Source organism: Pseudomonas sp. B21-009 (genome assembly GCF_024749345.1).
GTDB lineage: Bacteria > Pseudomonadota > Gammaproteobacteria > Pseudomonadales > Pseudomonadaceae > Aquipseudomonas.
The window spans coordinates 760,554-784,629 of record NZ_CP087199.1 but is presented as its reverse complement, the minus strand read 5'-3'; the positions used below and the strand labels follow the sequence as shown (position 1 = coordinate 784,629).

23 protein-coding genes are annotated in these 24,076 nt (G+C 63.5%); 8 read left to right on the top strand and 15 right to left on the bottom strand.

Annotated elements, in window-relative coordinates; translation table 11 throughout:
- Positions 1 to 106 precede the first annotated feature (106 nt).
- The 3 genes from LOY34_RS03470 to radA form a co-directional block, all read right to left on the bottom strand.
- On the bottom strand, positions 107 to 1,105 hold the full coding sequence (locus tag LOY34_RS03470) for a FecR domain-containing protein (protein WP_230090922.1): 999 nt from the start codon (positions 1,103 to 1,105) through the stop codon (positions 107 to 109).
- A gap of 68 nt (positions 1,106 to 1,173) precedes the next feature.
- The gene (locus tag LOY34_RS03465; protein WP_045195901.1) at positions 1,174 to 1,677 is read right to left on the bottom strand and encodes an RNA polymerase sigma factor; all 504 of its coding nucleotides are present in this window, start codon (positions 1,675 to 1,677) and stop codon (positions 1,174 to 1,176) included.
- 105 nt (positions 1,678 to 1,782) lie between these two features.
- Positions 1,783 to 3,150 (bottom strand): DNA repair protein RadA, encoded by a 1,368-nt coding sequence (radA, locus tag LOY34_RS03460; RefSeq protein WP_258664284.1) that lies wholly within the window; start codon positions 3,148 to 3,150, stop codon positions 1,783 to 1,785.
- Positions 3,151 to 3,325: 175 nt separating this feature from the next.
- On the opposite strand from radA, the gene mscL reads away from it, so the two are divergent.
- Entirely contained in the window at positions 3,326 to 3,739 is a 414-nt protein-coding gene (gene mscL, locus LOY34_RS03455) for a large-conductance mechanosensitive channel protein MscL (protein ID WP_093387855.1), read from the top strand.
- A 48-nt stretch (positions 3,740 to 3,787) separates the two neighbouring features.
- Here the strand turns inward: mscL and LOY34_RS03450 are convergent, their stop codons facing one another.
- The gene (locus LOY34_RS03450; RefSeq protein ID WP_195885645.1) at positions 3,788 to 4,564 is read right to left on the bottom strand and encodes a ferredoxin--NADP reductase; all 777 of its coding nucleotides are present in this window, start codon (positions 4,562 to 4,564) and stop codon (positions 3,788 to 3,790) included.
- 344 nt (positions 4,565 to 4,908) lie between these two features.
- On the opposite strand from LOY34_RS03450, the gene LOY34_RS03445 reads away from it, so the two are divergent.
- Positions 4,909 to 5,613 carry an autoinducer binding domain-containing protein gene (locus LOY34_RS03445; protein ID WP_195885644.1) on the top strand — a complete coding sequence of 235 codons (705 nt, stop codon included), beginning with the start codon at positions 4,909 to 4,911 and terminating at the stop codon, positions 5,611 to 5,613.
- A 94-nt stretch (positions 5,614 to 5,707) separates the two neighbouring features.
- A complete protein-coding gene (locus tag LOY34_RS03440) occupies positions 5,708 to 6,832 on the top strand; it encodes a methyltransferase (protein ID WP_195885643.1) in 1,125 nt (374 codons plus the stop codon).
- A 120-nt stretch (positions 6,833 to 6,952) separates the two neighbouring features.
- On the opposite strand, the gene LOY34_RS03435 is transcribed toward LOY34_RS03440, so the two are convergent.
- Genes LOY34_RS03435 through LOY34_RS03425 form a run of 3 tightly spaced genes read right to left on the bottom strand, consistent with a single transcriptional unit; the run spans position 6,953 to position 9,571 of the window.
- Positions 6,953 to 7,108 carry a DUF2474 domain-containing protein gene (locus LOY34_RS03435; protein ID WP_045195893.1) on the bottom strand — a complete coding sequence of 52 codons (156 nt, stop codon included), beginning with the start codon at positions 7,106 to 7,108 and terminating at the stop codon, positions 6,953 to 6,955.
- Positions 7,109 to 7,120: 12 nt separating this feature from the next.
- Entirely contained in the window at positions 7,121 to 8,128 is a 1,008-nt protein-coding gene (cydB, locus tag LOY34_RS03430; protein ID WP_045195891.1) for a cytochrome d ubiquinol oxidase subunit II, read from the bottom strand.
- Between the two features lie 3 nt (positions 8,129 to 8,131).
- Complete coding sequence (locus LOY34_RS03425; protein ID WP_045195889.1) at positions 8,132 to 9,571, bottom strand: cytochrome ubiquinol oxidase subunit I; 1,440 nt, start codon at positions 9,569 to 9,571, stop codon at positions 8,132 to 8,134.
- A 361-nt stretch (positions 9,572 to 9,932) separates the two neighbouring features.
- On the opposite strand from LOY34_RS03425, the gene LOY34_RS03420 reads away from it, so the two are divergent.
- The gene (locus LOY34_RS03420) at positions 9,933 to 11,150 is read left to right on the top strand and encodes an MFS transporter (protein ID WP_045195887.1); all 1,218 of its coding nucleotides are present in this window, start codon (positions 9,933 to 9,935) and stop codon (positions 11,148 to 11,150) included.
- 32 nt (positions 11,151 to 11,182) lie between these two features.
- Here LOY34_RS03420 and LOY34_RS03415 read toward each other — a convergent pair whose 3' ends face one another.
- Positions 11,183 to 11,731 carry a DJ-1 family glyoxalase III gene (locus tag LOY34_RS03415; RefSeq protein WP_195885642.1) on the bottom strand — a complete coding sequence of 183 codons (549 nt, stop codon included), beginning with the start codon at positions 11,729 to 11,731 and terminating at the stop codon, positions 11,183 to 11,185.
- A 39-nt stretch (positions 11,732 to 11,770) separates the two neighbouring features.
- The gene (locus LOY34_RS03410; RefSeq protein ID WP_195885641.1) at positions 11,771 to 12,250 is read right to left on the bottom strand and encodes an N-acetyltransferase; all 480 of its coding nucleotides are present in this window, start codon (positions 12,248 to 12,250) and stop codon (positions 11,771 to 11,773) included.
- Between the two features lie 208 nt (positions 12,251 to 12,458).
- Between LOY34_RS03410 and LOY34_RS03405 the strand changes: the two genes are divergently transcribed.
- On the top strand, positions 12,459 to 13,754 hold the full coding sequence (locus LOY34_RS03405; protein ID WP_045195880.1) for an NCS2 family permease: 1,296 nt from the start codon (positions 12,459 to 12,461) through the stop codon (positions 13,752 to 13,754).
- On the top strand, positions 13,751 to 14,836 hold the full coding sequence (trmA, locus tag LOY34_RS03400; protein WP_195885640.1) for a tRNA (uridine(54)-C5)-methyltransferase TrmA: 1,086 nt from the start codon (positions 13,751 to 13,753) through the stop codon (positions 14,834 to 14,836). Before LOY34_RS03405 ends, trmA begins: the two co-directional genes overlap by 4 nt.
- A gap of 41 nt (positions 14,837 to 14,877) precedes the next feature.
- Here the strand turns inward: trmA and LOY34_RS03395 are convergent, their stop codons facing one another.
- Complete coding sequence (locus LOY34_RS03395; RefSeq protein WP_195885639.1) at positions 14,878 to 16,050, bottom strand: alkaline phosphatase family protein; 1,173 nt, start codon at positions 16,048 to 16,050, stop codon at positions 14,878 to 14,880.
- A gap of 171 nt (positions 16,051 to 16,221) precedes the next feature.
- Here LOY34_RS03395 and LOY34_RS03390 point away from each other — a divergent pair, with 171 nt between their 5' ends.
- A complete protein-coding gene (locus tag LOY34_RS03390) occupies positions 16,222 to 17,082 on the top strand; it encodes a shikimate dehydrogenase (protein WP_408980554.1) in 861 nt (286 codons plus the stop codon).
- A gap of 59 nt (positions 17,083 to 17,141) precedes the next feature.
- Here the strand turns inward: LOY34_RS03390 and LOY34_RS03385 are convergent, their stop codons facing one another.
- The gene (locus tag LOY34_RS03385; protein ID WP_195885638.1) at positions 17,142 to 17,810 is read right to left on the bottom strand and encodes a TetR/AcrR family transcriptional regulator; all 669 of its coding nucleotides are present in this window, start codon (positions 17,808 to 17,810) and stop codon (positions 17,142 to 17,144) included.
- 77 nt (positions 17,811 to 17,887) lie between these two features.
- Positions 17,888 to 19,798: a 3-dehydroshikimate dehydratase QuiC gene (quiC, locus tag LOY34_RS03380; protein WP_195885637.1), complete on the bottom strand. Its 1,911-nt coding sequence runs from the start codon at positions 19,796 to 19,798 to the stop codon at positions 17,888 to 17,890.
- Positions 19,799 to 20,007: 209 nt separating this feature from the next.
- On the opposite strand from quiC, the gene LOY34_RS03375 reads away from it, so the two are divergent.
- Entirely contained in the window at positions 20,008 to 21,348 is a 1,341-nt protein-coding gene (locus LOY34_RS03375; RefSeq protein ID WP_045195868.1) for an MFS transporter, read from the top strand.
- On the opposite strand, the gene LOY34_RS03370 is transcribed toward LOY34_RS03375, so the two are convergent.
- The 3 genes from LOY34_RS03370 to LOY34_RS03360 form a co-directional block, all read right to left on the bottom strand.
- Positions 21,345 to 22,223 (bottom strand): DMT family transporter, encoded by an 879-nt coding sequence (locus tag LOY34_RS03370; RefSeq protein WP_045195866.1) that lies wholly within the window; start codon positions 22,221 to 22,223, stop codon positions 21,345 to 21,347. The genes LOY34_RS03375 and LOY34_RS03370 overlap by 4 nt on opposite strands.
- An 18-nt stretch (positions 22,224 to 22,241) precedes the next feature.
- Positions 22,242 to 23,048, bottom strand: coding sequence for a sugar phosphate isomerase/epimerase (locus tag LOY34_RS03365; protein ID WP_195885636.1), 807 nt, complete (start codon positions 23,046 to 23,048; stop codon positions 22,242 to 22,244).
- Between the two features lie 111 nt (positions 23,049 to 23,159).
- Positions 23,160 to 23,936, bottom strand: coding sequence for an IclR family transcriptional regulator (locus LOY34_RS03360; protein WP_045195862.1), 777 nt, complete (start codon positions 23,934 to 23,936; stop codon positions 23,160 to 23,162).
- Positions 23,937 to 24,076 lie beyond the last annotated feature (140 nt).

The window sequence follows — 24,076 nt, the reverse complement described above, 5'->3', positions numbered from 1 at the left end:
AAGCAACACACGCGAGAAAACCACTGGCCATATCCCTGCCTTGAGATCGTCGTCAAAACGCCAGTTTCGTGGAAAACAGCGCGACCGACAATCGCCGGCGCAGCGATCAATAGATCAGCGTCAGCCCGGGCAGGTCGAGGCGGCTGGCCTTGAGCTCTTCAGTCAGCATGGCCAGCGCGGCATCGAGGTTATCCAGGCGAAACATGCCGCTGACCTCACGCCGGGCCAGGGCCTGGTCGCTGATCAGCACATGACCGCTGCGATAGCGATTGAGCTGTGCGGCCACCTCGGCCAGCGGTTCGCGCTCGAACACCAGCACGCCGCGCTGCCAGGCGCTGGCGCGACGCACGTCCTGCTCAGGCCATGGGCGAATGCCATGGGCGGCGTCGTAGCGCAGGCTTTGGCCTTCCTTGAGCACCTGCTCGGAACTGCCCGCTGGCGGGCTGGCCTGCAAGGTCACGGCAACACTGTGTTCGAGCATGCCGACCCAGGTGCCGCCGTCAGGCTCGGGGCCCACCACGAAACGCGTGCCCAGGGCGCGACTGCTGCCCCCTGCCCGCTCGACCACAAAGGGCCGTTGTTCAGCGCCAGAAACCGCTGCAACGGTGAACACTGCTTCACCGGCCAACAGGCGCACGCGGCGCTCACTGTCGTTATAGGCCAGCTCGATGCCACTCTGGCTGTCGAGGTCGACCTGGCTGCCATCGGGCAGCGTCACCTGGCGCACCTCACCCTTGGCCGTGGCGTAGTCGGCGCGCAATGCCAGCGCCAAGTTCGGCGCCTGCTCCACGCCCACTACCGCCAGCACCAGCAGCGCCGCCGTACTCAGCGCCCAGCGCAGGCGTGAACGGCGCCGACGCCCGGCCAGTGGCCGAGCCAGCGCCGGGGCTGCCATTGGCGCGGACTGGTGCATGCGCCCAAGACGGCCGAGATCAGCCCAGGTTGCCTGGGCAAAATCCAGCGCCTGGGCATGGCGCGGATCACAGGCTAGCCAGCGCGCCAGCGCCTGCGTCTGTTCGGGGTTCAACGGGCCGGCGCAGCGCAACACCGCCCACTCGGCGGCCTGCTCGCGAATGGCTTGCTCTGGCGAGTTCTGGCTGGTCACACGGTTCTCTCGAATTCTGGTTATGTGAGTGCTGACGTCTGAAGGCGCATTTCCCAGTAAACCGTTCGTCATCCTGGTTCCTGAAGACACTGCATCACATAGGCCAGGGCCTTGGCCAGATGCTTCTGTACCGAGCTGTCGGAAATATCCAGCGCCCGCGCCACCTCGGCGTGGGTCATGCCCTCAAGGCGGTTCAGACGAAACACTTCCTGGGTGCGTGGCGGCAAGTCGGCCAGGGCCCGGCGCAGGCGGCGCATGTGCTGCTCGGTGGCGGCGTTTTCGTCCAGGCCCGGGCTGTCCTCGACGATGGTTTCCAGTGCTTCGTGGGGCACCGAATCGGTCTTTCGCCGTTGCTGCTGGCGAACATGATCGATCATCAGGTTGTGCGCGGTGCGATACAGGTAGGCCGGGGTGTTGTCGATTCGTTCGCGGCCCTGTTGCTCGGCCAGGCGCAGGAAACTTTCCTGCACCAGGTCGGCAGCCAGCTGCGGGTCACGCACCTTGCGCGTCAGCAACCCCTGCAAGGTTTTCGCGTGCTTGAGGAACAGCCGCTTCAAGTCGGACTCCGCCACGCGAACTCCCTGTGGATGGCCGGAAAGAAGGCGGTATGCTACTCGTTAGTGAGAATCAGTTGCAACTTCACCCCAGCACGCCTTGCACGTGCCGGGATGCGAAGATTACTCGAACAGCGCGTCCAGCGCCTGTTCAAGGCGGGTCACGGCAATCACCTGCAGCCCAGGCGGCGCTTCCTTCGGGGCGTTGCCCTTGGGCACAATGGCGCGCTTGAAGCCATGCTTGGCCGCTTCCTTCAAACGCTCCTGGCCGCTCGGCACCGGGCGCACTTCGCCAGACAAGCCAACCTCGCCAAACACCAGCAGGCCGTTGTCCAGCGCGCGGTTGCGCAGGCTGGACATGATCGCCGCCATCAGCGCCAGGTCGGAGGCCGTCTCCAGCACCTTGACCCCGCCGACCACGTTGAGGAACACGTCCTGGTCATGGGTAGGGATGCCGCCATGGCGATGCAGCACCGCCAGCAGCATGGCCAGGCGGTTCTGGTCCAGGCCCAGGGTGACCCGCCGCGGGTTGGACAGGTGGCTGTCATCGACCAGGGCCTGAACCTCCACCAGCATCGGCCGGGTACCTTCCCAGGTGGCCATGACCACGCTGCCCGGTACTTCTTCCTGGGCACGCGTAAGAAAGATCGCCGAGGGGTTGGAGACTTCCTTCAGGCCACGGTCGGTCATGCCGAACACGCCCAGCTCGTTGACCGCGCCAAAACGGTTTTTCACCGCGCGCAGCAAACGCAAGCGGCCGTCGGATTCGCCCTCGAAATACAGCACGGTATCGACCATGTGCTCGAGCACCCGTGGCCCGGCCAGCGCGCCTTCCTTGGTCACGTGACCGACGAGGAAGATCGCCGTGCCGCTCTGCTTGGCATAACGCACCAGCAAGGCTGCGCTTTCGCGCACCTGGGAAACACCGCCAGGCGCCGACTGCAACTGCTCGGTGAAGATGGTCTGGATCGAGTCGATGACCATCACCTTGGGCTTCTCCAGCCGGGCGGTGGCGATGATGGTCTCGATACAGGTTTCGGTCATCACCCGCAGCTTGTCCTGGGGCAGGCCCAGGCGCCGGGCGCGCATCGCCACCTGCTGCTGGGACTCTTCGCCGGTGACGTACAGCGCCGGCATGCGCGTAGCGATGTTGCACAGGGTCTGCAGGAGGATGGTCGACTTGCCGATGCCCGGATCACCACCGATCAGCACCACCGAACCGTCGACCAGGCCGCCGCCGAGTACCCGGTCGAGTTCGGCACTGGCGGTAGTAAAGCGCGGGATTTCCTCGACACTGACTTCGGCCAGGGTCTTGATCTGCGCCTGCTGCCCGGCCCAGCCGGTGCGCCCGCTCGGTGCGGCGGCCGCGCCACTCTCTAGCACGGTCTCGACCAGGGTGTTCCAGGCACCGCATTCAGCGCATTGCCCGGCCCATTTCGGAAAGGTCGCGCCGCACTCGGTGCAGCCGTACATGCGCTTGGCCTTGGCCATGGGGACGGTCCTCTGGAAAAAGGCACCATCATAGCCGACCTCGGACGCCCCGGCGGGCAGAGAAAACGACAAAACTATTCGGTATAACCGCAGTCTGTTGCAGCAGCGCGGAGCATGAAGCGCATAGCTGAATTACACTGCGTTTACCCAACTCATCTGTTACAAGGAATAAACCATGGGCGTGCTCAATGAATTCAAGGCCTTCGCGGTCAAAGGGAATGTCGTCGATATGGCCGTCGGTATCATTATCGGCGCCGCCTTTGGCAAAATCGTTTCATCTTTTGTAGGTGACGTGATCATGCCACCGATCGGTTTGCTGATCGGCGGCGTCGATTTCAGCGACCTGGCGGTCACCCTCAAGGCCGCCGAAGGCGACATACCGGCGGTGGTGATGGCCTATGGCAAATTCATCCAGACCATCCTCGACTTCATCATCGTCGCCTTCGCGATTTTCATGGGCGTCAAGGTCATCAACCGCCTGAAACGCGAAGAAGCCGCCGCGCCGACCCTGCCGCCGGTGCCGACCAAAGAAGAAGAGCTGCTCACCGAAATTCGCGACCTGCTCAAGTCGCAGAATCGGCAACCCTGAACCCAGGGCTAAAAAAACGGCGCCTGCGGGCGCCGTTTTTGTTGGCGCTTACCAGTAGGTCTCGACCGCGACCTGACCGGGGCGGCGGCTGAGGCTGAGGTTCATGTCGCGCTGCTTGAGCACTTTGCGGGTGTCGTCGATCATCTGCGGGTTGCCACAGAGCATTACCCGCGAATGTTCCGGAGTCAGCGCCAGGCCCGCCGCGCGTTCAAGTTCGCCGTTCTCGATCAGGGTGGTAATGCGCTGGTTCAGCGCTCCCGGATGCCGCTCGCGGGTGACGATCGGGATGAACTGCAACTTGCCGGCGTACTCGGCCAGGTAGTCGCGCTGCTCCAGGCCGGCGATCAAATCCAGGTAGGCCAGCTCGCGGGCCTCACGCACCGAATAAACCAGTTTGATCGACTCGAATCGCTCCCACACTTCGAAGTCCTGGAGGATCGACAGAAATGGCGCGATACCGGTGCCGGTCGCCAGCAGCCAGAGGTCGCGGCCATCAACGAAGCGGTCGAGGGTCAGGTAACCGAAGGCCTGGCGATCGATCAACAGGCTGTCGCCGGCGCCCAGGCGGCTCAGCTCACTGGTGAATTCGCCGCCCGGCACTACGATGGAAAAGAAATCCAGATGCTCGTCGAACGGTGAGGACACCATCGAATAGGCGCGCCAGACCACACTACCGTCTGCCTTGGTCACCCCAAGACGGGCGAACTGCCCGGCACGAAAACGAAAGCCCTGGTCGCGGCTGGTCCGCAGGCTGAACAGGCTGGGGGTCAGCGGCTGGACGTCGAGCAGCGTCTGGCGGGTGAACTTTTCAGCACTGGCTGTCATGGCTTGCTCCAAAAAACAGATGCCCCAGTGTCGCGCAAACGTCGTGGGATAAACACCGTTGGTTTGTAGTGGCATCAACCGCGGACGCGGTAACAGCCGCACAAGCGACGCCGAAGGGAGAAAAACCCCTTGTCACAACACTTCAACAGCGACAGGAGAAAATCACTGCACGATACCGGTAATAGCCCAATGATTTCGAACTGATATCAAGAAGATCGCTAAAGAACAGGCCTGCCAAAATGTTCACATTTCTATAGCCAAAAAACCCAACAAAACCGTGGGACATTTCCTACACTACTTTGCACCCTGCCAGATCTTGGATCCACCCCCTTGAGATCTCCCCCATGCCGCACTGGAAAGAACAGCAACTCGAGCAGTTGCTAGCCGAAACCGATGAACAACGGATGTTTGACCTGGCGGTTTCCCTGGCCCAGCAACTGGACATGGAGTACCTGTGTTTCGGCATGCGCGTGCAGATCGCCACTTTCGCGCCGCAAATGCGATTCTTCAACAACTATCCCGACGCCTGGAACGAACGCTACCAACGTTGCAACTACGTGGACATCGATCCCACCGTCGCCCATTGCCACCACTCCCTGATGCCGTTGCTGTGGTGCGATGATGTGTTCCGAGAGACACCGGAATTTCGCGAAGAGGCAAAATCCTTCGGCTTGCGCCACGGCTGGAGCCAGTCGGCCCACGACATGCGTCACAACGAAAGCATCCTCAGCATCGCCCGCAGCCAGGGCGCAATCAACCTAGACGAACTCTATGACAAGGCCGGCCAGACCATCTGGCTGTGCAACCTGCTGCACACGCTGATGATTGACCGCCAACCCGGGCAAGCAACCCCGGCGTACAACCTTTCGGAGCGGGAAACCGAAGTGCTCAAATGGTCGGCCGCCGGCAAGACCGCCGCCGACATCGCCTGCATCCTTTCGCTGTCACAGAGCACGGTGAACTTTCACATCCGCAGCATCATCAACAAAACCAACGCCAGCAACAAAGCCGGCGCAATCGCCATTGCGGCGATGCGTGGCCTGATCTGAGCCAACGCCCCCGTACCTTCGCAAAGCACGGTAGAATCACGGCCCTGTAGAGCGCGCCGCGCGCACGCACATCAATGCCCCAGAGCCTTACACCATGCCCCTGCTGACCAGCCCCTTCGCCGAACTCGACCTGCTTCGCCAGCCCGAACAAGCCAACGATCCCCTGCAAGCCTTCGATGCTGCCGACGAGTATCTGCTGGAGCACCTGGCCGCGCAGGCACCTGCCGCCGATACCCGGGTACTGGTGCTCAACGACAGCTTCGGCGCCCTGGCCATCAGCCTGGCGCCGCATGTCTCGGTGCTCAGCAGCGGCGATTCGCACCTGGCGCACCTGGCCCTGGAAAAGAACCTGGTGCGCAACGGGCTGGCCTTCGACGCGGTGCCCTTCGTGGCGGCCAGCAATACCTGGCAAGGCCCGTTCGACCGGGTACTGGTACGCGTGCCAAAGACTCTTGCCCTGCTCGAAGAGCAACTGATTCGCCTGCAAGGCCAACTGGCGCCCGGTGCCCAGGTTGTTGCCGGGGCCATGATCAAGCACCTGCCACGGGCTGCTGGCGATTTGCTGGAGAAATACATCGGCCCGGTGCAGGCATCGCTAGCGCAGAAAAAGGCCCGGCTGCTGATTGCCACCTTCGAGGCCAAGCCGGCGTTCGTTTCGCCCTACCCGACCCGCTACCAACTCGACGCACCACCCCTGGTGCTGCTCAACCACGCCAACGTGTTCTGCCGCGAAGGCCTGGACATCGGCACCCGGGCGTTCCTGCCGCACCTGCCCAAGGACCTCGGCGATGCACGTGTCGCGGACCTCGGTTGCGGCAATGGCGTGCTGGCCATCGCCAGCGCCCTGGCCAACCCGCAGGCGCAGTACACCCTGGTCGACGAGTCATACATGGCCGTGCAGTCGGCACTGGAAAACTGGCAGGCGGCGTTGGGCCCGCGTGAAGTCACGGTGCGCGCCGACGACGGCCTGGCCGGGCAGCCAGCGCAGTCGCTGGATGTGGTGCTGTGCAATCCGCCGTTCCATCAACAGCAGGTAGTCGGTGACTTCCTCGCCTGGCGGATGTTCCAGCAAGCGCGCGAGGCGCTGGTGGTCGGTGGTGCGCTGTATATCGTCGGCAATCGTCACCTGGGTTATCACAGCAAGCTGGCGCGCTTGTTCCGTGGGGTCGAGCAGGTGGCGGCGACGCCCAAGTTCGTGGTGCTCAAGGCGCGTAAATAGGCCAGTACCGCGTCGCCTGAATCACGGGTCAAGCCGCCCCCACAGGGCAAAAAAAACCCTCCGCAGCTGACGCTGCGAAGGGCTGTAAATCCGCCGCGAGGCGGGATGGGAAATATCGTACTAGTGCGTGCTCAATCCAGCCGCACTCATGAACAGGCGCATCAGCCAGGCGACCAGGGCCAGGCTCACCACGCTGCCGACCCAGATCGCTACCAACCAGCCCAGGCGCTGCCAGAGCGGTTTCTTCTCTTCGTCCATCGTGCCTTTGCCAGTCATTGCCATGCTCCCCTAGTGGTAGCCATCTTCGTGGGTCACCTTGCCGCGGAACACGTAATAGCTCCAGAAGGTGTAACCGAGGATGAACGGGATGATGAACAAGGTCCCGACCAGCATGAAGCCCTGGCTTTGCGGCGGCGCGGCAGCGTCCCAGATCGAGATCGACGGCGGGATGATGTTCGGCCACAAGCTGATGCCCAGGCCGCTGTAGCCGAGGAAGATCAGCACCAGGGTGAGCAGGAACGGGGTGTAGTGTGCGTTGCGCGCCACCGCCCGGAGCAAACCGTAAAGGGTTACCAGGACCAGGATCGGGACCGGCAGGAACCAGAACAGGTTGGGCAGGCTGAACCAGCGCTCGGCAATGTCCGGGTGGGCCAGCGGCGTCCAGATACTGACGATGCCGGTCACCGCCAGCAGCACCAGGGCCAGCGGCCGCGCCAGGTCGTGCATCTGCAGTTGCAGCTTGCCTTCGGTCTTCATGATCAGCCAGGTGCAGCCGAGCAAGGCGTAGGCCACGATCAGGCCCAGGCCGCAGAACAGGCTGAACGGGGTCAGCCAGTCGAGGCTGCCGCCAGCGTAGCTGCGATCGACCACCTCAAAGCCTTCGATGAAGGCGCCCAGGGCCACGCCCTGGAAGAAGGTAGCCGCCAGCGAGCCGCCGATGAAGGCCTTGTCCCACAGGTGACGCTTGGCTGCAGTGGCCTTGAAGCGGAACTCGAAGGCCACGCCGCGAAAGATCAGCCCGATCAGCATCAGCATCAACGGCAGGTACAGCGCTGAAAGCACCACGGCGTAGGCCAGCGGGAAGGCGCCGAACAGCGCCGCGCCACCGAGCACCAGCCAGGTTTCGTTACCGTCCCAGACCGGGGCGACAGTGTTCATCATCACATCGCGGTCCTGCTCGCCCTTGACGAACGGGAAGAGGATGCCGATGCCAAGGTCAAAGCCGTCCATGACCACATACATCATGATGCCGAAGATGATGATGATGGCCCAGATAAGCGGAAGATCAACACCCATGATTCAGTTCCCCTTGTTCAGGCTGGCGTGCTCGCCATTGTCATGATCGTCATCGGCGGCAGACAGCGGCCGTGCCGGGGTGCGTTGCTGGCCGGGGCCACCGGGGTTGGTCTCGTCGCCTTCACCGGTTTTCGGCCCTTTGCGCACCAGGCGCATCATGTAGCCAAGGCCGGTACCGAACAGCGCGAAGTAGACCACCACGAACATCACCAGGGTCAGGCCGAGCTGGCCGTAGCTGTGGTTCGAGGCGCCATCGGCGGTGCGCATCAGGCCATAGACCACCCAGGGCTGGCGGCCGATCTCGGTGGTGAACCAGCCGGCGAGGATCGCGATCAGGCCGGAGGGGCCCATCCACAAGGTCAGGTACAGGAACGGCCGCGAGCTGTAGAGTTTGTCGCTCTTGCGCAGCCACAGGCTCCAGAGGCCGACGAAGATCATCAGCATGCCAAGGCCGACCATGACCCGGAACGACCAGAAGACGATGGTCGAGTTAGGCCGGTCTTCTTTCGGAAACTCCTTCATCGCCGGCACTTGCTTGTCCAGGCTGTGGGTCAGGATCAGGCTGCCCAGCGCCGGGATTTCCACCTTGAAGCGGGTGGTCTCGGCTTCCATGTCGGGGATACCGAAGAGGATCAGCGGGGTCGGTTCGCCTGGCTTGTTTTCCCAGTGGCCTTCGATAGCAGCGATTTTCACCGGCTGGTGCTTGAGGGTATTGAGGCCGTGGAAGTCGCCGATCACCGCTTGTACCGGGGCGACGATCAGGGCCATCCACATGGCCATCGAAAGCATCTTGCGAATCGCCGGGTTATCGCGGCCGCGCAGCAAGTGCCAGGCGGCCGAGGCGCCGACGAAGAACGCTGTAGCAACAAAGGCGGCAGTCGCCATGTGCGCCAGGCGGTAAGGGAACGACGGGTTGAAGATCACCGCGAACCAGTCCACCGGCACGACTACGCCGTTGACGATTTCGTAGCCCTGGGGGGTCTGCATCCAGCTGTTGGAGGCGAGGATCCAGAAGGTCGAGATCAAAGTGCCGATGGCCACCATGACCGTGGCGAAAAAGTGCAGCCCACGGCCGACGCGGTTCCAGCCAAAGAGCATGACGCCAAGGAAACCGGCTTCAAGGAAGAAGGCGGTGAGAACTTCGTAAGTGAGCAGCGGCCCGGTGACGGAGCCAGCGAAATCGGAGAACTTGCTCCAGTTGGTGCCGAACTGGTAGGCCATGACCAGGCCGGAGACCACCCCCATGCCGAAGTTGACGGCAAAGATTTTCGACCAGAAATGGTAAAGGTCACGGTAGACGCTGTTGTTGCTCTTCAGCCACAGCCCTTCGAGAACAGCCAGGTAGCTCGCCAGGCCAATGGTGATGGCCGGGAACAGGATGTGAAAGGACACGGTAAACGCGAACTGAATTCGGGCGAGATCTAGAGCCTCTAATCCGAACATAGTGCTTCCTCTGTCAGGTAATCCGGCGTCAGGCGGTGGCCTTGGCGCCAACTGCCCCCACGGTAGTTGAGTGCGGCAAGTTGGAATTGTTCTGTAAACATCACATCGCAGGGAATTCGGCCGTCTGGCCATGCCGTTGCAAATGAAACAATTGATCCAGATCAACGGATGCCTGAAAGGATAGTCCTGAACGGGCTGTGCGCTTGTGTGGTTGATTGCCGCGTGACCGGTTGTCTCACCCCCTTTACCGCGCCCCAAAACAGTGCGCTTACCGCACACAGGTGCCATTCCTCGCAACCTGTTGTTACAAAGTGGTGATAACCTGCAGCGTCGATCCCTGCGCCGAGGCTCTGTTTCGCCGATGTCAGACCCCGTTTTGCTGCTGCGTCATCACCGTCCCTTCCTGGCCTTCTGGCTGGCCCGGGTATTTACCGCCAGCGGCTTTCAGATGCTTACCGTGGCGATCGGCTGGCACCTCTACCAATTGACCGGCAATGTCCTCGACCTGGGCCTGGTGGGCCTGGTGGAATTCGCCCCGCGGGTGCTGTTCATGCTGCACACCGGACACGTCGCCGACCGCTATGACCGGCGCCGGGTCGCCGCCCTGTGCCAGAGTGCCCAGGCCATGATCGCCCTGGTGCTGGTGGTCGCCAGCAGCACCCACAGCGTCAGCCGCGAACTGATCTTCCTGCTGGCGTTCTTGCTCGGTAGCGCACGCTCCTTTGAAATGCCGGCGACCCAGGCGCTGCTGCCCAATGTGGTGCCCTCCGAGCTGTTTCCACGTGCCGTGGCTGCTTCTGCCTCGGCGATGCAGGCGGCGACCATCGTCGCGCCGGCGGTGGGCGGTTTTCTCTATGCCTTTGGCAGCGTCTGGGTGTACGGGCCGACGGTAGCGTTGTACCTGATTGCCTGCGTGTTGACCCTGGGCCTGGTGTCGCGCCAGCAACCAGGCAACCAGGGCCGCGCCAGCCTCGAATCGTTGATGGCCGGCATTCGCTTTATCCGCAGCCGCCCGGACATCCTCGGGGCGATCTCCCTGGACCTGTTCGCCGTGCTGCTGGGCGGCGCCACCGCGCTGTTGCCGGTGTTTGCCAAGGACATCCTGCTGACCGGCCCCTGGGGCCTGGGCCTGCTGCGCTCGGCGCCGGCGGTGGGTGCCCTGCTGATGTCGCTGTGGCTGGCGCGCTTTCCGGTGGAGCGCAAGGTCGGGCGGGTGATGTTTACCGCTGTCGGCGTGTTCGGGGTGGCGACCATTGCCTTTGGCCTGTCCACTTCGTTCTGGTTTTCCCTCGCCGTGCTGGCGGTGCTGGGCGCCGCCGACATGATCAGCATGGTAATACGCGGTGCCTTCGTGCAGCTGGAAACACCGGATGAAATGCGCGGCCGGGTCAGCGCGGTGAACGGGCTGTTCATCGGCGCCTCGAACCAGCTTGGCGAGTTCGAGTCAGGAGTGACTGCGCACTGGTTCGGCACGGTACCGGCGGTAGTGCTGGGCGGGGTCGGCACGCTGCTGGTGACCGGGGTGTGGATCAAGCTGTTTCCGACCCTGGCTGGGCGCGATCATATGCATAAGCAGTGAGGGCCTGTGGGAGCGGGCTTGCCCCGCGATAGTCACACCCGCAGCTCAGCCGCCACCCGCTTGCGCAGCACCCTGCCCGCCAGTTGCTCGACCAACACCAAGGCAAATTCCAGCGCCGCCGCCGACCCCTGGGCGGTGATGCAATTACCGTCCACCACCACCGGCTGATCGACAAAGCTGCACCCGGACAACCCCTGGCTGACAGCCGGATCACAGGTCATGCGTCGCTGGCGCAACACACCATAGGCCTGCAGCGCCAACGGCGCTTCGCCGATCGCGGCAAAAAACTTGCCGGCCCTGGCCTGATCCTTGACCTGCTGCGCCAGTGGTTGGTGCGCGGCCATGTGCTGTGCGCCTTTTTCGCCCCCGGGCAAGACCATCAGGTCGAACGGCTGGGCCAGCAGGTCGACCAGCATGCCGTCGGCGGTCAAGCGCGTGCCGCGGGCACAGGTGAGCATCCGCCGGCCTTCGATACTGGCCACCACCACTTCGATCTCGGCGCGGCGCAGCACGTCGATCAGGGTCACGCTCTGCAGGTCATCCACGCCTTCGGCGACTACGATCAGGGCTCTTTGGGTCATCAACTGCTCTCCGCCGGGGTATCCCACAAGCTTAGTCGCTCACAGCAACAGGGTCAGTTGACGCTCGTGGCCCTGGCGTGCGCGGTAGCCGTCGCCGCTGTCGACCCAGCCGCTGGCCAGGTACAGCGCCAGGGCGGCGTGGTTGTCCCGGTCTACAGAAAGCTGCAGGCAACGCACCTCGGGCCACGCCTCGCGCACCCGGCCCGGCAACGCCTGCATGAAAAATCGCCCCAGGCCCTGGCCCTGCAAGCGCTGATCGACTTGCAAGGCATTGATCGTCGCCGCATCGGCCCGGGCCCAGGGCGCCAGGAACACCCCGCGCTGAAGCAGCAAGAAGGCCCGCGGCAGGTTGTCCAGCAGCAGCGCCACGCCACGCCGGTCGGGGCTGTCGCCACTTTGCAGGGTGTACAAGGCGCTAGCCATATCGCCGGCAAAGCGCAGTTGCTCAGGCCGCACCTGGATGTCGAGCAGGTGCTCGCGCTGGGCCGGGTCAAGGTCGCGGTAGTCGGTCAGGTGCACAGCATGGTCAACTCGGGATGGGGGGAACGGCGCAGAACCTGCAGATATCTGCAGTGTATCGCGACATTAATTACCGCTGCCCGAGCATGCTGGTATGATGCGCGGCTTTTTTCCGACCCAGGGAAAAACCACAGTCTCCCGGTACAGTCTGTGCTTTGCTAACTGGGTCGATACATTCACGGCGCCGGGAGCGCCACGGGGAGCAGGCATGCTGGAAAGGCTGTTTCAACTAAAAGCACACGACACCAATGTCCGCACCGAGATTCTCGCGGGCGTGACCACCTTCCTGGCCATGGCCTACATCCTGTTCGTCAACCCGAGCATTCTCGGCGAGACCGGCATGGACAAGGGCGCGCTGTTCGTCGCCACCTGCCTGGCAGCGGCCATCGGCTCGACCACCATGGGCCTGATCGCCAACTACCCGATCGCCCTGGCACCGGGCATGGGCCTGAACGCCTTCTTCACCTACACCGTGGTCCTGCACATGGGCCACACCTGGCAGGTGGCATTGGGCGCGGTGTTCATCTCGGCGGTGTGCTTCTTCCTGCTGTCGATCTTTCGCATCCGCGAATGGATCGTCAACAGCATCCCGTTGCCGCTGCGTTCGGCAATTGCCGCCGGTATTGGCCTGTTCCTGGCGCTGATCGCCCTGCATAACGCCGGCATCGTCGTCGATAACCAGGCCACTCTGGTGGGCCTCGGTGACCTCAAGAAACCGGCGCCGATCCTCGCCACCCTGGGCTTCTTCCTGATCGTCGCGCTGGAGGCCATGAAGGTCCGCGGCGCGGTGCTGATCGGCATCCTGGCGGTGACCGTGGCCTCGATCGCCCTGGGCGTGACTCCATTCAACGGCGTGGTGTCGATGCCGCCGTCGCTGGCGCCGACCTTCCTGCAGCTGGACATCAAGGGCGCGCTGGACGTCGGCCTGATCAGCGTGATTTTCGCCTTCCTGTTCGTCGACCTGTTCGACAACTCCGGCACCCTGATCGGCGTCGCCAAGCGCGCCGGCCTGATGCGCAAGGACGGCCACATGCCGAAAATGGGCCGGGCACTGATCGCCGACAGCACCGCGGCGATGGCCGGTTCCCTGCTGGGCACCTCGACCACCACCAGCTACATCGAATCCGCAGCCGGCGTCAGCGCCGGTGGCCGCACCGGCCTGACCGCCATCGTGGTAGCCATTCTGTTCCTGCTGGCGCTGTTCTTCGCACCGCTGGCCGGCAGCGTGCCAGCCTTCGCCACGGCACCGGCGCTGTTGTTCGTCGCCGTGTTGATGGCTTCGGGCCTGGCTGAAATAAACTGGGACGACATTACCGAAGCCGCGCCGGTGGTGGTCACTGCCCTGGCCATGCCGCTGACCTACTCGATCGCCAACGGCATCGCCTTCGGATTCATTGCCTGGACCGCGATCAAGCTGCTTTCCGGCCGCGCCCGTGACCTCAACGCGGCACTGGTGATCCTCTCGGTCCTGTTCGTCATCAAACTGGGCTGGTTCAACGCATGAGTGCTGTCTTCGACCCTACGACCTACACCCAGCAGCTCGACGCCAAGGTCGCGCGCCTGCGCGAGCTGCTGGCGCCGTTCGCGGCGCCCGAGCCTGCGGTATTCGACTCGCCGCGCGAGCACTATCGCCTGCGCGCCGAGTTCCGCCTGTGGCGCGAAAACGAGCAGCGCTTCTACGCGATGTTCGCCCCGGGCGAGAAACACACGCCGATCCTGATCGAAGACTTCCCGATTGCCAGTCTGCAAATCAACGACCTGATGCCACGGCTCAAGGCCGCCTGGCAAGCCAGCTCGGCGTTGAGCTTCAAGCTGTTCCAGGTGGAGTTCCTCACCACCCTGGCAGGCGATGCAATGATCACCCTGTGCTATCACCGTCCGCTGGACGAGCACTGGGAGCGTGCCGCGCAGCAACTGGCCAGCGACCTGGGCGTGAGCATCATCGGCCGCTCCAAGGGCAAGCGCGTGGTGATCGGCCGCGATTACGCGGTCGAAGAGTTGCAGATTGCCGGGCGTACCTTCCGCTACCGCCAGCCTGAAGGCGCCTTCACCCAGCCCAACGGCGCGGTCAACCAGAAGATGCTCAACTGGGCCTATGAAGCCCTGGGCGAGCGCCAGGACGATCTGCTCGAGCTGTACTGCGGCAACGGCAACTTCACCCTGCCGCTGGCCACCCGGGTGCGCAAGGTACTGGCCACCGAGATCAGCAAGACCTCGGTCAATGCCGCCCTGCACAACCTCGACGACAACGCTGTGGATAACGTGCGCCTGGTGCGTCTGTCGGCTGAAGAGCTGACCGAAGCGCTGAACGAAGTGCGTCCGTTCCGCCGCCTCGAAGGCATTGACCTCAAGAGCTACCAGTTCGCCAGTGTGTTCGTCGACCCGCCGCGCGCCGGCATGGACCCGGATACCTGCGAGCTGACCCGGCGCTTCGACAACATCCTGTACATCTCCTGCAACCCGCAAACCCTGGCGGCCAACATCGCCCAGTTGCACGACACCCATCGCATCGAGCGCTGTGCGTTGTTTGACCAGTTCCCGTATACCCATCACATGGAGAGCGGGGTGTTGCTGGTTCGCCGTTGAAGCTATCGCGGGTCAAGCCCGCTCCTGCAGGAGCGGGCCCTTCAGCCGAGCCCCGAACACATCAACAACGGCACCAGCTGATCCTCATCGGTCAACGCCCCATGGTGCCCGCGCCATTGGCTGGCGTGCTTTTCCACCTCGCTGCGAATGATCCCGCCCGCCCCGCGCGGGACCACGATCAGATCGCCAATCCGCGCCTCCGCCTGGCTTAGCAGTACATCGCCGAACAGCCCCTTGGCAATCGCCTGGGCCTTGCTCAACACGTGATAGCCCTCCCCCAGACGATTCTGCCAGCGCTCGTGCACGCGGTCCTGCTGGTGCGCGTGGGTGTACAGGTAGCGCGCGCGAATATCCCCGGCCATCGCCCGCACGCCCTCCTGCAGCGCCGGGTCCAGATCAAAGTCGCGCACCTGTTCACTGTCCAGCGCCAGCATGCCGTGGTCGGCAATCACCATCAGCCGCGCCTGCTCAGGCAAGGATTGGGCGATGGCCCGGGCCAGCTGGTCGGCAATCTGCAGTTGCTTAAGCCAGCCCTCGGAGCCTGGGCCGAACAGGTGCCCGGCAAAATCCAGGTCGCCGAAATAGGCGAAGCAGAACGCCGGCCCCGGCACGGCCAGGGCGGCATTGACCAACTGCGGATAGGCATCATAGGCCGGCGCAGGGAGGATCTTGCCGGCCCTGTAAATCGCCCGGGTGAAGTCGGAACTGGCATAGCGCCCGAGCATCACCGTGCTGATGGCGATACCCTGGGCCGCGGCCTGGCCCCAGGCATCGGCGGGCACGATAAAAGTCTCCGGCGGCGGCGCGCCACTGGCCTGCGCCTCGACCTGCAAGGGCGAGGTGGTCCAGGTCAGCGGTGACAGTTCAGTGTGTTCATCCAGGGCAAAACCACAGCCGACGATACCGTGGGCGCCGCTGCCCAGCCCGCAAGCCACCGAGGCCAGGCTGGTCGCCGTGGTGGCTGGAAAGCCTACCTTGAAGTGGCTGTCCGGCTGCATCAGCGAGGCAAGAAACGGCGCATGCCGGGCGTGGGCCTGCAGCAGGTTCCAGCCCAGGCCGTCGATCAGCAGCAGGCAGGTGCTGCGCGAATGGTCGAGGCGAAAGGCATTGCGAAAACCGTGACCACCCAGGGCCGCGAAAATCGACTGGGTGAGGTTGGCCAGGCCCGGCCAGGTTTCACCCAGCGACTGCAGGTCGTTGATCGGCGTTGCCATGTTGCCCTCCGTGGTCAGGTGCAAAGCAACAGGTGTAGCACAGGCTGTGCGATCAGCGCACAGAAAACACCCCTGCGGCCTTGCGCCCGATTGACCAAATTAACCATTCGGTACATTTTTAAGCGAAGGCACTCCCGCTTCATCACCAAGAATAACAACGGAGTTTTCAACATGGCTTTGGCCTCTTCTTCCGGCATTCTTGCCGGCCTTATCGGCGCGGGCATCCAGGCTTCGCGCACCCCGGCGCTGCACGAGCACGAAGGCGCCGCGCAAGGCCTGAACTACCTGTACCGGCTGATCGACCTGGACCAGCTCAAGCTCGACAGCAGCGCCCTCGAAGAGCTGCTGACCGCGGCCGAGCACATGGGCTTCACCGGCCTGAACATCACCTTCCCGTGCAAGCAGGCGATCCTGCCGCTGCTCAACGAACTGTCACCGCAAGCGCGCGGTATCGGCGCGGTGAACACCGTGGTATTCAAGGACGGCAAACGCATCGGCCACAACACCGACTGCCTGGGTTTTGCCGAGGGCTTTCGCCGTGGCCTGAGCGACGCGCCGCGCCGCCAGGTGGTGCAGATGGGCGCCGGTGGCGCCGGCGCTGCGGTAGCCCACGCGCTGCTGGAAGAAGCGGTCGGGCAACTGAGCGTGTTCGATGTCGAACCGGCCCGTGCCCAGGCCCTTGTGGACAACCTCAACCAGCACTTTGCCGGCAGCCGCGCCAGGGTCGGTCATGACCTGCAAAGCGCCATGGCCAGCGCCGACGGCCTGGTCAACACCACGCCCATGGGCATGGCCAAGCTGCCGGGCATGCCGGTGCCCAAGGCGCTGCTACGGGCGGATCTGTGGGTGGCGGAGATTGTTTACTTTCCGCTGCAAACCGAACTGCTGCGCCAAGCCCGGGCCCTGGGCTGCCGCACCCTGAGCGGGGCGAACATGGCGGTGTTCCAGGCGGTGAAGGCGTTTGAACTGTTCAGCGGGGTGAAGCCTGATGCGGCGCGGATGATCGAGCACTTCAACAGTCTGGGTGACTGAAAAGCATCGCGGGGCAAGCCCGCTCCTACGGTAGGAACGGGCTTGCCCCGCGAAAATACTCAGGCCTGCAAAAATCTAAGCACCGACTCGCAAATCATCTGCCGATGCCGGTCCTTGACCGCCTGGTCCTCGAAGTCCACCTGGAAGATCTCGCCAAAGGTGTGCCGGTTCGACACCCGGTAGAAGCAGAACGAGCTGATCAGCAGGTGCACATCCAGCGCCTCCAGCCCCTGGCGGAATACCCCCTCGCCAGCGCCGCGCTTGAGCACTTCATCCAGCGCCGTGAGTACGGTCTTGTTCATCGAGCGAATCGCCGCCGAGCGCTTCACGTACTCGCCGTGGTGCATGTTCTCGTTGCAGACGATGCGCACGAAATCGACGTTGCGATCATGGTGATCGAAGGTGAATTCCACCAGCCGGCGGATGCCCAGGCGCGGCTCGAGTTCGGCCAGGTGCAGGTTGCTTTCAGTGCTGCGAATATCGCCGTAGAGCTTCTCCAGCACTTCTACGTACAACTGCTCCTTGCTGTTGAAGTAGTAGTAGATCATGCGCTTGGAGGTTTGCGTGCGCTCGGCGATCGCATCGACCCGGGCGCCGGCCAGCCCCTGCTGGACGAACTCGCTGATCGCCGCCTGGAGAATGTTCTCGCGGGTCTTTTCCGGATTGTTCTTGCGGCCCTTGCGCGGCGCTTGTTCGGGGGCTGCGCAGAGTGCTGGGGTAGTCGTCATACGGGACTCATGGCCATCGGTTAACCCGGCAATTATGAGCCCCGGGTGCTGAGTAAGGAAGCCTCGGTGCCTGCGCCCTACAACTTGGCCTGGGCCGGCGCGCCGGCGCGGGCCTTGGCCATGGCGGCCAGGCGCACGGCGACGTTGGCCGCGCCATAGCCGCTGTAGCCGTTACGCCGTTGCAGCACCTCGAAGAAGAAGCGCTCCTCAAACGGCTCGGTGTACACATGAAACAGCTCACCGCCCTGGGCATCGCGGTCGTAGAGCACGTTGTAGTAAGCCAGTTCGCTGAGGAACTCGTCGTCGAAATCAAAGCGTGCGGCAAGGTCGTCGTAGTAGTTGAGCGGAATGTCGAGCAAAGCCACCCCCGACTCCTTGGCCTGTTTGACCGCAGTAAAAATGTCCTCGCAGTCAAAGGCAATGTGGTGAACGCCGGAACCGCGGTAGTGCGACAAGGCATGGGCAATCGCCGTATTACGGTTTTCCGAAATATTCAGCGGCAGGCGGATCGAGCTGCAACGGCTGCGCAAGGCGCGACTCTTGACCAGACCATAAGGGTCGGGCAACACCACTTCGTCGTCGGCAGTAAAGTCCAGCACGCTCTTGTAGAACAGCACCCAGCTGTCCAGGCCGTCGGCCGGCAAGGCCAGGGCTATATGGTCGATGCGGGTCAGGCCCAGGCTGCTGCCCGCTTGTGGCTGCAGGCTGAAGTCGGTGTCATAGATAGTCCGGCCCTGGGCATCCTGGTCGACCAGGTAGATCAAGCTGCCGTCCGGCGCACGCACCGCCGCCAGCTCGCGCTCGTTGGGGCCGACCAGGCCGCGATAGGGCTGGCCATGGTAGGCCACGGCACGGGCCAGGGCCTGGGCGCTGTCCTTGACCCGGATCGCCGTGGCGCACAGCGACGGGCCATGACTCTCAAAGAAGTTATGGGCGAAGGAATAAGGCTCGGCGTTGAGGATCAGGTTGATGTCGCCCTGGCGCAGCAGGCTGACATTCTTCGAACGGTGCACGCCGGCGCGGGTAAAGCCCAGGCGCTCCAGCCAGTTGCCGAGCTTGGCCCCCAGGGCGTCGTCGACGGCGAACTCGAGAAACTCGACGCCATCGTAGGCGCTGGCAGGTGGTGGGGCGAACAGCAGGTCGTCGCTGGCCGGCGCTACGCGGTCTTGCTCAAGGCGCTGGCGGGTCTTTTCTTCCAGGTACAACAGCGAGCGCAGGCCATCGGCGGCATTGGCCCGAGGCGGCGCGGCGCGAAAGCCATCGTTGAAGATCTCCAGCGACAGCGGGCCGCTGTAACCGCTGGCCAGGATCGGCGCGAGAAAACCCGCCAGGTCAAACTCGCCCTGCCCCGGAAAGCAGCGAAAGTGCCGGCTCCACTCCAGCACGTCCATGGCCAGGAGCGGCGCGTCGGCCATCTGCACGAAAAAAATCTTGTCCCCCGGCACCTGGGCGATAGCCCGTGGGTCGCCCTTGAGCGACAAGGTGTGGAAGCTGTCGAGGATCATCCCCAGGCTTGCGTGGTCAGCCGTTTTGACGATGTCCCAGACCTGCTCCCAGGTGTTCACGTGGCGGCCCCAGGCCAGGGCTTCGTAGCCGATGCGCAGGCCACGGGCCCCAGCGCGCTCGGCCAGCAGGCGCAGGTCGTCGATCAGCACCTGGCGCTCACCCACGGAATCGGCGGCGACATTGCTGCACACCAGCACCAGATCGGTGCCCAGTTCCTGCATCAAATCGAATTTGCGTTCCGCGCGTTCCAGGTTGCGCGCCAGGCGATCGCGGCGGCAGCCCTCGAAATCGCGAAACGGCTGGAACAGGGTAATCGCCAGGCCCAGATCGGCGCAGCGCTGGCGAATTTCGCGCGGGCTGCCGGCGTAGTACAGCAGGTCATTCTCGAAGATCTCGACCCCATCGAAGCCCGCGGCGGCGATGGCTTCGAGTTTTTCTGGCAAAGTACCGCTCAAGGATACGGTGGCGATCGAACGCTGCATTATTCTGGCTCCGATGGGCAGGCAAAAACCGGTGGAGGAATTATTGGTGTTGAGCAAATTTTGCTCAATGCAAAAGGTACGAACTAGTTAGTTTTGTGTTCGATTATCGCCCAATATAGCGTTCAGTCAATTGACCCTTTTTTGACCACAGGCGCACCATTTCGACACCAAGGCTTGACCCATAAACATAAAAATACGGGTAACCCGCGATGATCCACTCTCAATCCACCCGCATGGCCCAGCCCCTGGGTACTACTGCGCACGCCGGCATCGGCGACAAGCTGCGTGGCGCCATGGCCGTCGGCAAGACCCGCTGGGTCATGCTCGCGCTGGTGTTCTTCGCCACCACCTTGAACTACATCGACCGCGCCGCCCTCGGGGTGATGCAGCCGATTCTGGCCAAGGAGATGAGCTGGACGGCGATGGACTACGCCAACATCAACTTCTGGTTCCAGGTCGGTTACGCCATCGGCTTCGTGCTGCAAGGCCGGCTGATCGACCGGGTCGGCGTCAAGCGCGTGTTCTTCTGCGCCGTGCTGCTCTGGAGCCTGGCTACCGGCGCCCATGGCCTGGCCACCTCGGCGGTGGGCTTCATGGTCTGCCGGTTCATTCTCGGCCTGACCGAAGCGGCCAACTACCCCGCCTGCGTCAAGACCACCCGCTTATGGTTCCCGGCCGGTGAACGCGCCGTGGCCACCGGCATTTTCAACGCCGGCACCAACGTCGGCGCCATGTTCACGCCGATGCTGTTGCCGTTGATCCTCACCGTCTGGGGCTGGCAAGCGGCGTTCATCGGCATGGGCGCCCTGGGCCTGGTCTGGGTAGTGTTCTGGGGCCTGAAATACTTCAACCCGGAAGATCACCCGAGCGTCAGCAAAGAAGAACTGGCCTACGTGCAAAGCGAAGTGGAACCGGAACAAGCCCGCGTGCCGTTCTCACGAATCCTGCGCATGCGCGGCACCTGGGCCTTCGCCCTGGCTTACTCGATGACCGCGCCGGTGTTCTGGTTCTACCTGTACTGGCTGCCACCGTTCCTCAACCAGCAATACAGCCTGGGCATCAGCGTCACGCAGATGGGCATCCCGCTGATCGTCATCTACCTGAGTGCAGATTTCGGCAGTGTCGGCGGTGGCATTCTTTCGTCGTTCCTGATCGGCCGTGGCATGGCTCCGGTCAAGGCGCGGCTGCTGTCGATGCTGTTGTTCGCCACCACCATCATCGGCGTAATCTTCGCCGCCGGCGCCAGCAGCCTGTGGGTCGCGGTGCTGGCGATTTCCCTGGCCATCGCCGCGCACCAGGCCTGGACCGCCAACATCTGGAGCCTGGTCATGGACTACACGCCCAAGCACATGATGAGCACGGTGTTCGGTTTCGGCGGCATGTGCGCGGCCATCGGCGGCATGTTCATGACCCAGCTGGTCGGCTACATCCTGACCACCACCAACAACAATTACACCCTGCTGTTCACCATGATCCCGGCCATGTACTTCATCGCCCTGACCTGGATGTACTTCATGGCCCCGCGCAAGGTGCCGAAGGTCGAGGCCTAACGCCGCCGTTGCAACCAGGCGGCGCCCAGGCCGCTGAGGCAGATCAAGGCAATCCCCACCAGCCCGGCCATGTCCGGGCTGTGTCCGAACAACACCAGGCCGAGAACACCGGCGAACACGATCTGACAGTAACTGAACGGCGCCAGCATGGCTGGTGGCGCATGCCGGAACGCCTGGGTCAGGAACAGGTGCGCGGTCATCCCGCAGGTGCCCAGGGCCACGGCCATCAGGCCATGGATGAAGCTTGGGGTCTGCCAGAACATCGGCACCACGGCGCTCATCACCAAGGTGTTGAGCAGGCCGGTGAAGAAGTTGCTGGTGGTCGGGCTGTCGGTGCCGCTGAGCTTGCGCGTCAGCAACTGGTAGAAGCAGAAGCACAAGGCCGAGCCAAATGGCAGCAACACCGCCGGGGTAAACAAGGCCCCGCCCGGATGGATGATCACCGTCACCCCGACAAAACTCACCAGCACCGCCACCCATTGCCCGCGCGTGACCTTCTCGCCCAGCAGCGGCAGCGACAGCGCCGTGACCAGCAACGGCGCGAGGAAGTTGACCGCCGTCGCCTCGGCCAGCGGTATGTACTGCAGGGCGGTGGTGAACAACAGGCTGGTGCCCAGCAGGCACAGCGCGCGCAAGGTCTGCAGCCCCGGTCGCCGGGTGCGCAACACGCGCAGGCCCGACTGCGGCAGGAAGATCACCATCATCAGCAGGGTGTGCACCAGGTAGCGCGCCCACACCACCCAGAGAATCGGATAGAACCCCGCCAGGTACTTCGACAAGGCGTCGTGGCTGGCGAACAGAAAGGTCGCCAGCACCACCAGGGCAATGCCCTTGAGCGGTTGGCTGACAGCGTCGAGCGCAGTAGGACGGGGCATCGATAAAAGCTCGCAGGTTCAGAGTTGACGGAGCAACTGACAGGTCTTGTCCAGGGCCATCTGTGCCCGTTGCAAGGCGCTCAGGCCCTGGTCGCGAACGGGAATTTCCAGGCTCAGCGCAATGTTCTGCGGCAGGCTACGCAACAAGCCGGGCAAATCGCAATTGCCATCGCCGGGAAACCGCCGCTCGTTGCGCGCCTGACGCAAGATCTCGGCCATATCGTGCGGACGCGGCCCGGCCACGTCGCACAACTGTGCATAGCGTAGCCGCGAGGCCGGCACCTGGCGCAACTCATCCAGCGACGAGCCGGAGCGGTCAAAGTGAAAGGCATCGACCAGCACCCCGCCATTGTCGCGCCCGGCCTGCTCGACGATGCGCCAGGCCTGGGTGAGGTTCTTGGCGTCGGTCCAGGGCATGAACTCCAGGTGCGGATGCAGGCCGTAATCTGCGGCCAGGTCGCAGAGGGCCGCAAAATTGTCGCTCTGGCGTTGCTCGTCAGGATCGTTACCGGCCACCAGCAGCTCGCTGGCGCCGAACTCGGCGCCGACGGCCAGCAGGGCTTCGAAGTCGGCCACGCAGGTCTCGGGCTTGAGCCGCAAAATCTCCACATCAAGCACCTGGATGCCGGTATCGCGCAGGCGCGCGGCGGTCTGCCGGCGCAGGCCGGCGTCGGCCACCAGCGGGAAGTGATGCTCCTCGGCCGTGGCCGGCTCCAGGCGCAGGCCGACATGGCTGTAGCCTGCGCGGGCAGCAACCTCGACCATGTCGACAGGCGACAGCTCGAGTACCGTCAAGGCGGCAAGGGACATCACGCGTTGGCTCATTGTTGTTTTCTCGGCGAATTGAATTTGGAAATATTTAGAACTTAGTTCCAATTTCAATGCAAGCGAAAAAACGGATCGCGAGTGCAGGAGCGGGCTTGACCCGTGATGCTTCTAGACAAACAACTCAGAAGCAGGACTTGCCGCCGACAACTCCGCCACCGCCGCCAGCAACACCGGCGCCAGCTCGTGCATGCGTGCCTCGCTCATCCGCGCACTGGGCCCGGCAACGCTGAGCACGCCAACCGCATGGCCATCCAGCGGGTGCCGCACCACCGCCGCCAGCGCCGACATCCCCACTGCCGAACTCTCCACCACCCAGGCATAGCCATGCTCGCGGGCAACGCGCAGGCGTTCGAGCAGCTCGGCATTGGACTTCGGTGCGTTGGGGCCGAACTGCGCCGGGTCGGCGATGCCTTGGCGCTCCACCAGCAACAAGGCCTGGGCATCGCTCAGGCTCGACAGCCACGCATGCCCGGAGGCGGTGTAGAACAACGGCGCATCACGGCCCATGTCCGGGTCGTAGCGCAAGCCGGAGCGGGCGCCCTGGGCCTTGGCGATCCAGGTCTGGCGTTCGCCGTCGATCACCCCCAGGCGCACCAGCTCGCCGGTCTGCTGGGCCAGTTGATCAAGAATCGGCTGGACGATATCGGCGCCACTGCTGGCCAGATAGCGAAAACCCATGGCCACCAGGCGGGTGCTCAGGTGATAGCGACTGCTCTCGGCGTTCTGGCGCACATAGCCCAGGCGCATCAGCTCGGCGAGCATGCGATGGGTGGCGCTCTTGGGGATGTCCAGCTCTTCGGCCAGGGTCTGCAGGGGCAGCCCGCGCGGGTCGCTGGTGAGGCGTTCGAGAAGGCTGAACGCACGTTCGATCTGACTGCCGGCCATGGTCATGGTCCCTGAAATTTGTGCCGATTCTAAAGAGCCCCGGCGAAAGCGCAAATCACTGTCCGATCTTCGCCCACTTTGTCGTGGCACGCCTTGGCTGGGCGACAGATCAAACCATAAAATATGGAATACAGTTCCAA

Excerpts from the sequence above, each read along its gene's own strand:
- radA (WP_258664284.1), bottom strand. The coding sequence starts at position 3,150 with ATGGCCAAGGCCAAGCGCATGTACGGCTGCACCGAGTGCGGCGCGACC.
- mscL (WP_093387855.1), top strand. The coding sequence starts at position 3,326 with ATGGGCGTGCTCAATGAATTCAAGGCCTTCGCGGTCAAAGGGAATGTC.
- LOY34_RS03450 (WP_195885645.1), bottom strand. The coding sequence starts at position 4,564 with ATGACAGCCAGTGCTGAAAAGTTCACCCGCCAGACGCTGCTCGACGTC.
- LOY34_RS03445 (WP_195885644.1), top strand. The coding sequence starts at position 4,909 with ATGCCGCACTGGAAAGAACAGCAACTCGAGCAGTTGCTAGCCGAAACC.
- LOY34_RS03440 (WP_195885643.1), top strand. The coding sequence starts at position 5,708 with ATGCCCCTGCTGACCAGCCCCTTCGCCGAACTCGACCTGCTTCGCCAG.
- LOY34_RS03435 (WP_045195893.1), bottom strand. The coding sequence starts at position 7,108 with ATGACTGGCAAAGGCACGATGGACGAAGAGAAGAAACCGCTCTGGCAG.
- cydB (WP_045195891.1), bottom strand. The coding sequence starts at position 8,128 with ATGGGTGTTGATCTTCCGCTTATCTGGGCCATCATCATCATCTTCGGC.
- LOY34_RS03425 (WP_045195889.1), bottom strand. The coding sequence starts at position 9,571 with ATGTTCGGATTAGAGGCTCTAGATCTCGCCCGAATTCAGTTCGCGTTT.
- LOY34_RS03420 (WP_045195887.1), top strand. The coding sequence starts at position 9,933 with ATGTCAGACCCCGTTTTGCTGCTGCGTCATCACCGTCCCTTCCTGGCC.
- LOY34_RS03415 (WP_195885642.1), bottom strand. The coding sequence starts at position 11,731 with ATGACCCAAAGAGCCCTGATCGTAGTCGCCGAAGGCGTGGATGACCTG.
- LOY34_RS03405 (WP_045195880.1), top strand. The coding sequence starts at position 12,459 with ATGCTGGAAAGGCTGTTTCAACTAAAAGCACACGACACCAATGTCCGC.
- trmA (WP_195885640.1), top strand. The coding sequence starts at position 13,751 with ATGAGTGCTGTCTTCGACCCTACGACCTACACCCAGCAGCTCGACGCC.
- LOY34_RS03395 (WP_195885639.1), bottom strand. The coding sequence starts at position 16,050 with ATGGCAACGCCGATCAACGACCTGCAGTCGCTGGGTGAAACCTGGCCG.
- LOY34_RS03390 (WP_408980554.1), top strand. The coding sequence starts at position 16,222 with ATGGCTTTGGCCTCTTCTTCCGGCATTCTTGCCGGCCTTATCGGCGCG.
- LOY34_RS03385 (WP_195885638.1), bottom strand. The coding sequence starts at position 17,810 with ATGACGACTACCCCAGCACTCTGCGCAGCCCCCGAACAAGCGCCGCGC.
- quiC (WP_195885637.1), bottom strand. The coding sequence starts at position 19,798 with ATGCAGCGTTCGATCGCCACCGTATCCTTGAGCGGTACTTTGCCAGAA.
- LOY34_RS03375 (WP_045195868.1), top strand. The coding sequence starts at position 20,008 with ATGATCCACTCTCAATCCACCCGCATGGCCCAGCCCCTGGGTACTACT.
- LOY34_RS03370 (WP_045195866.1), bottom strand. The coding sequence starts at position 22,223 with ATGCCCCGTCCTACTGCGCTCGACGCTGTCAGCCAACCGCTCAAGGGC.
- LOY34_RS03365 (WP_195885636.1), bottom strand. The coding sequence starts at position 23,048 with ATGAGCCAACGCGTGATGTCCCTTGCCGCCTTGACGGTACTCGAGCTG.
- LOY34_RS03360 (WP_045195862.1), bottom strand. The coding sequence starts at position 23,936 with ATGGCCGGCAGTCAGATCGAACGTGCGTTCAGCCTTCTCGAACGCCTC.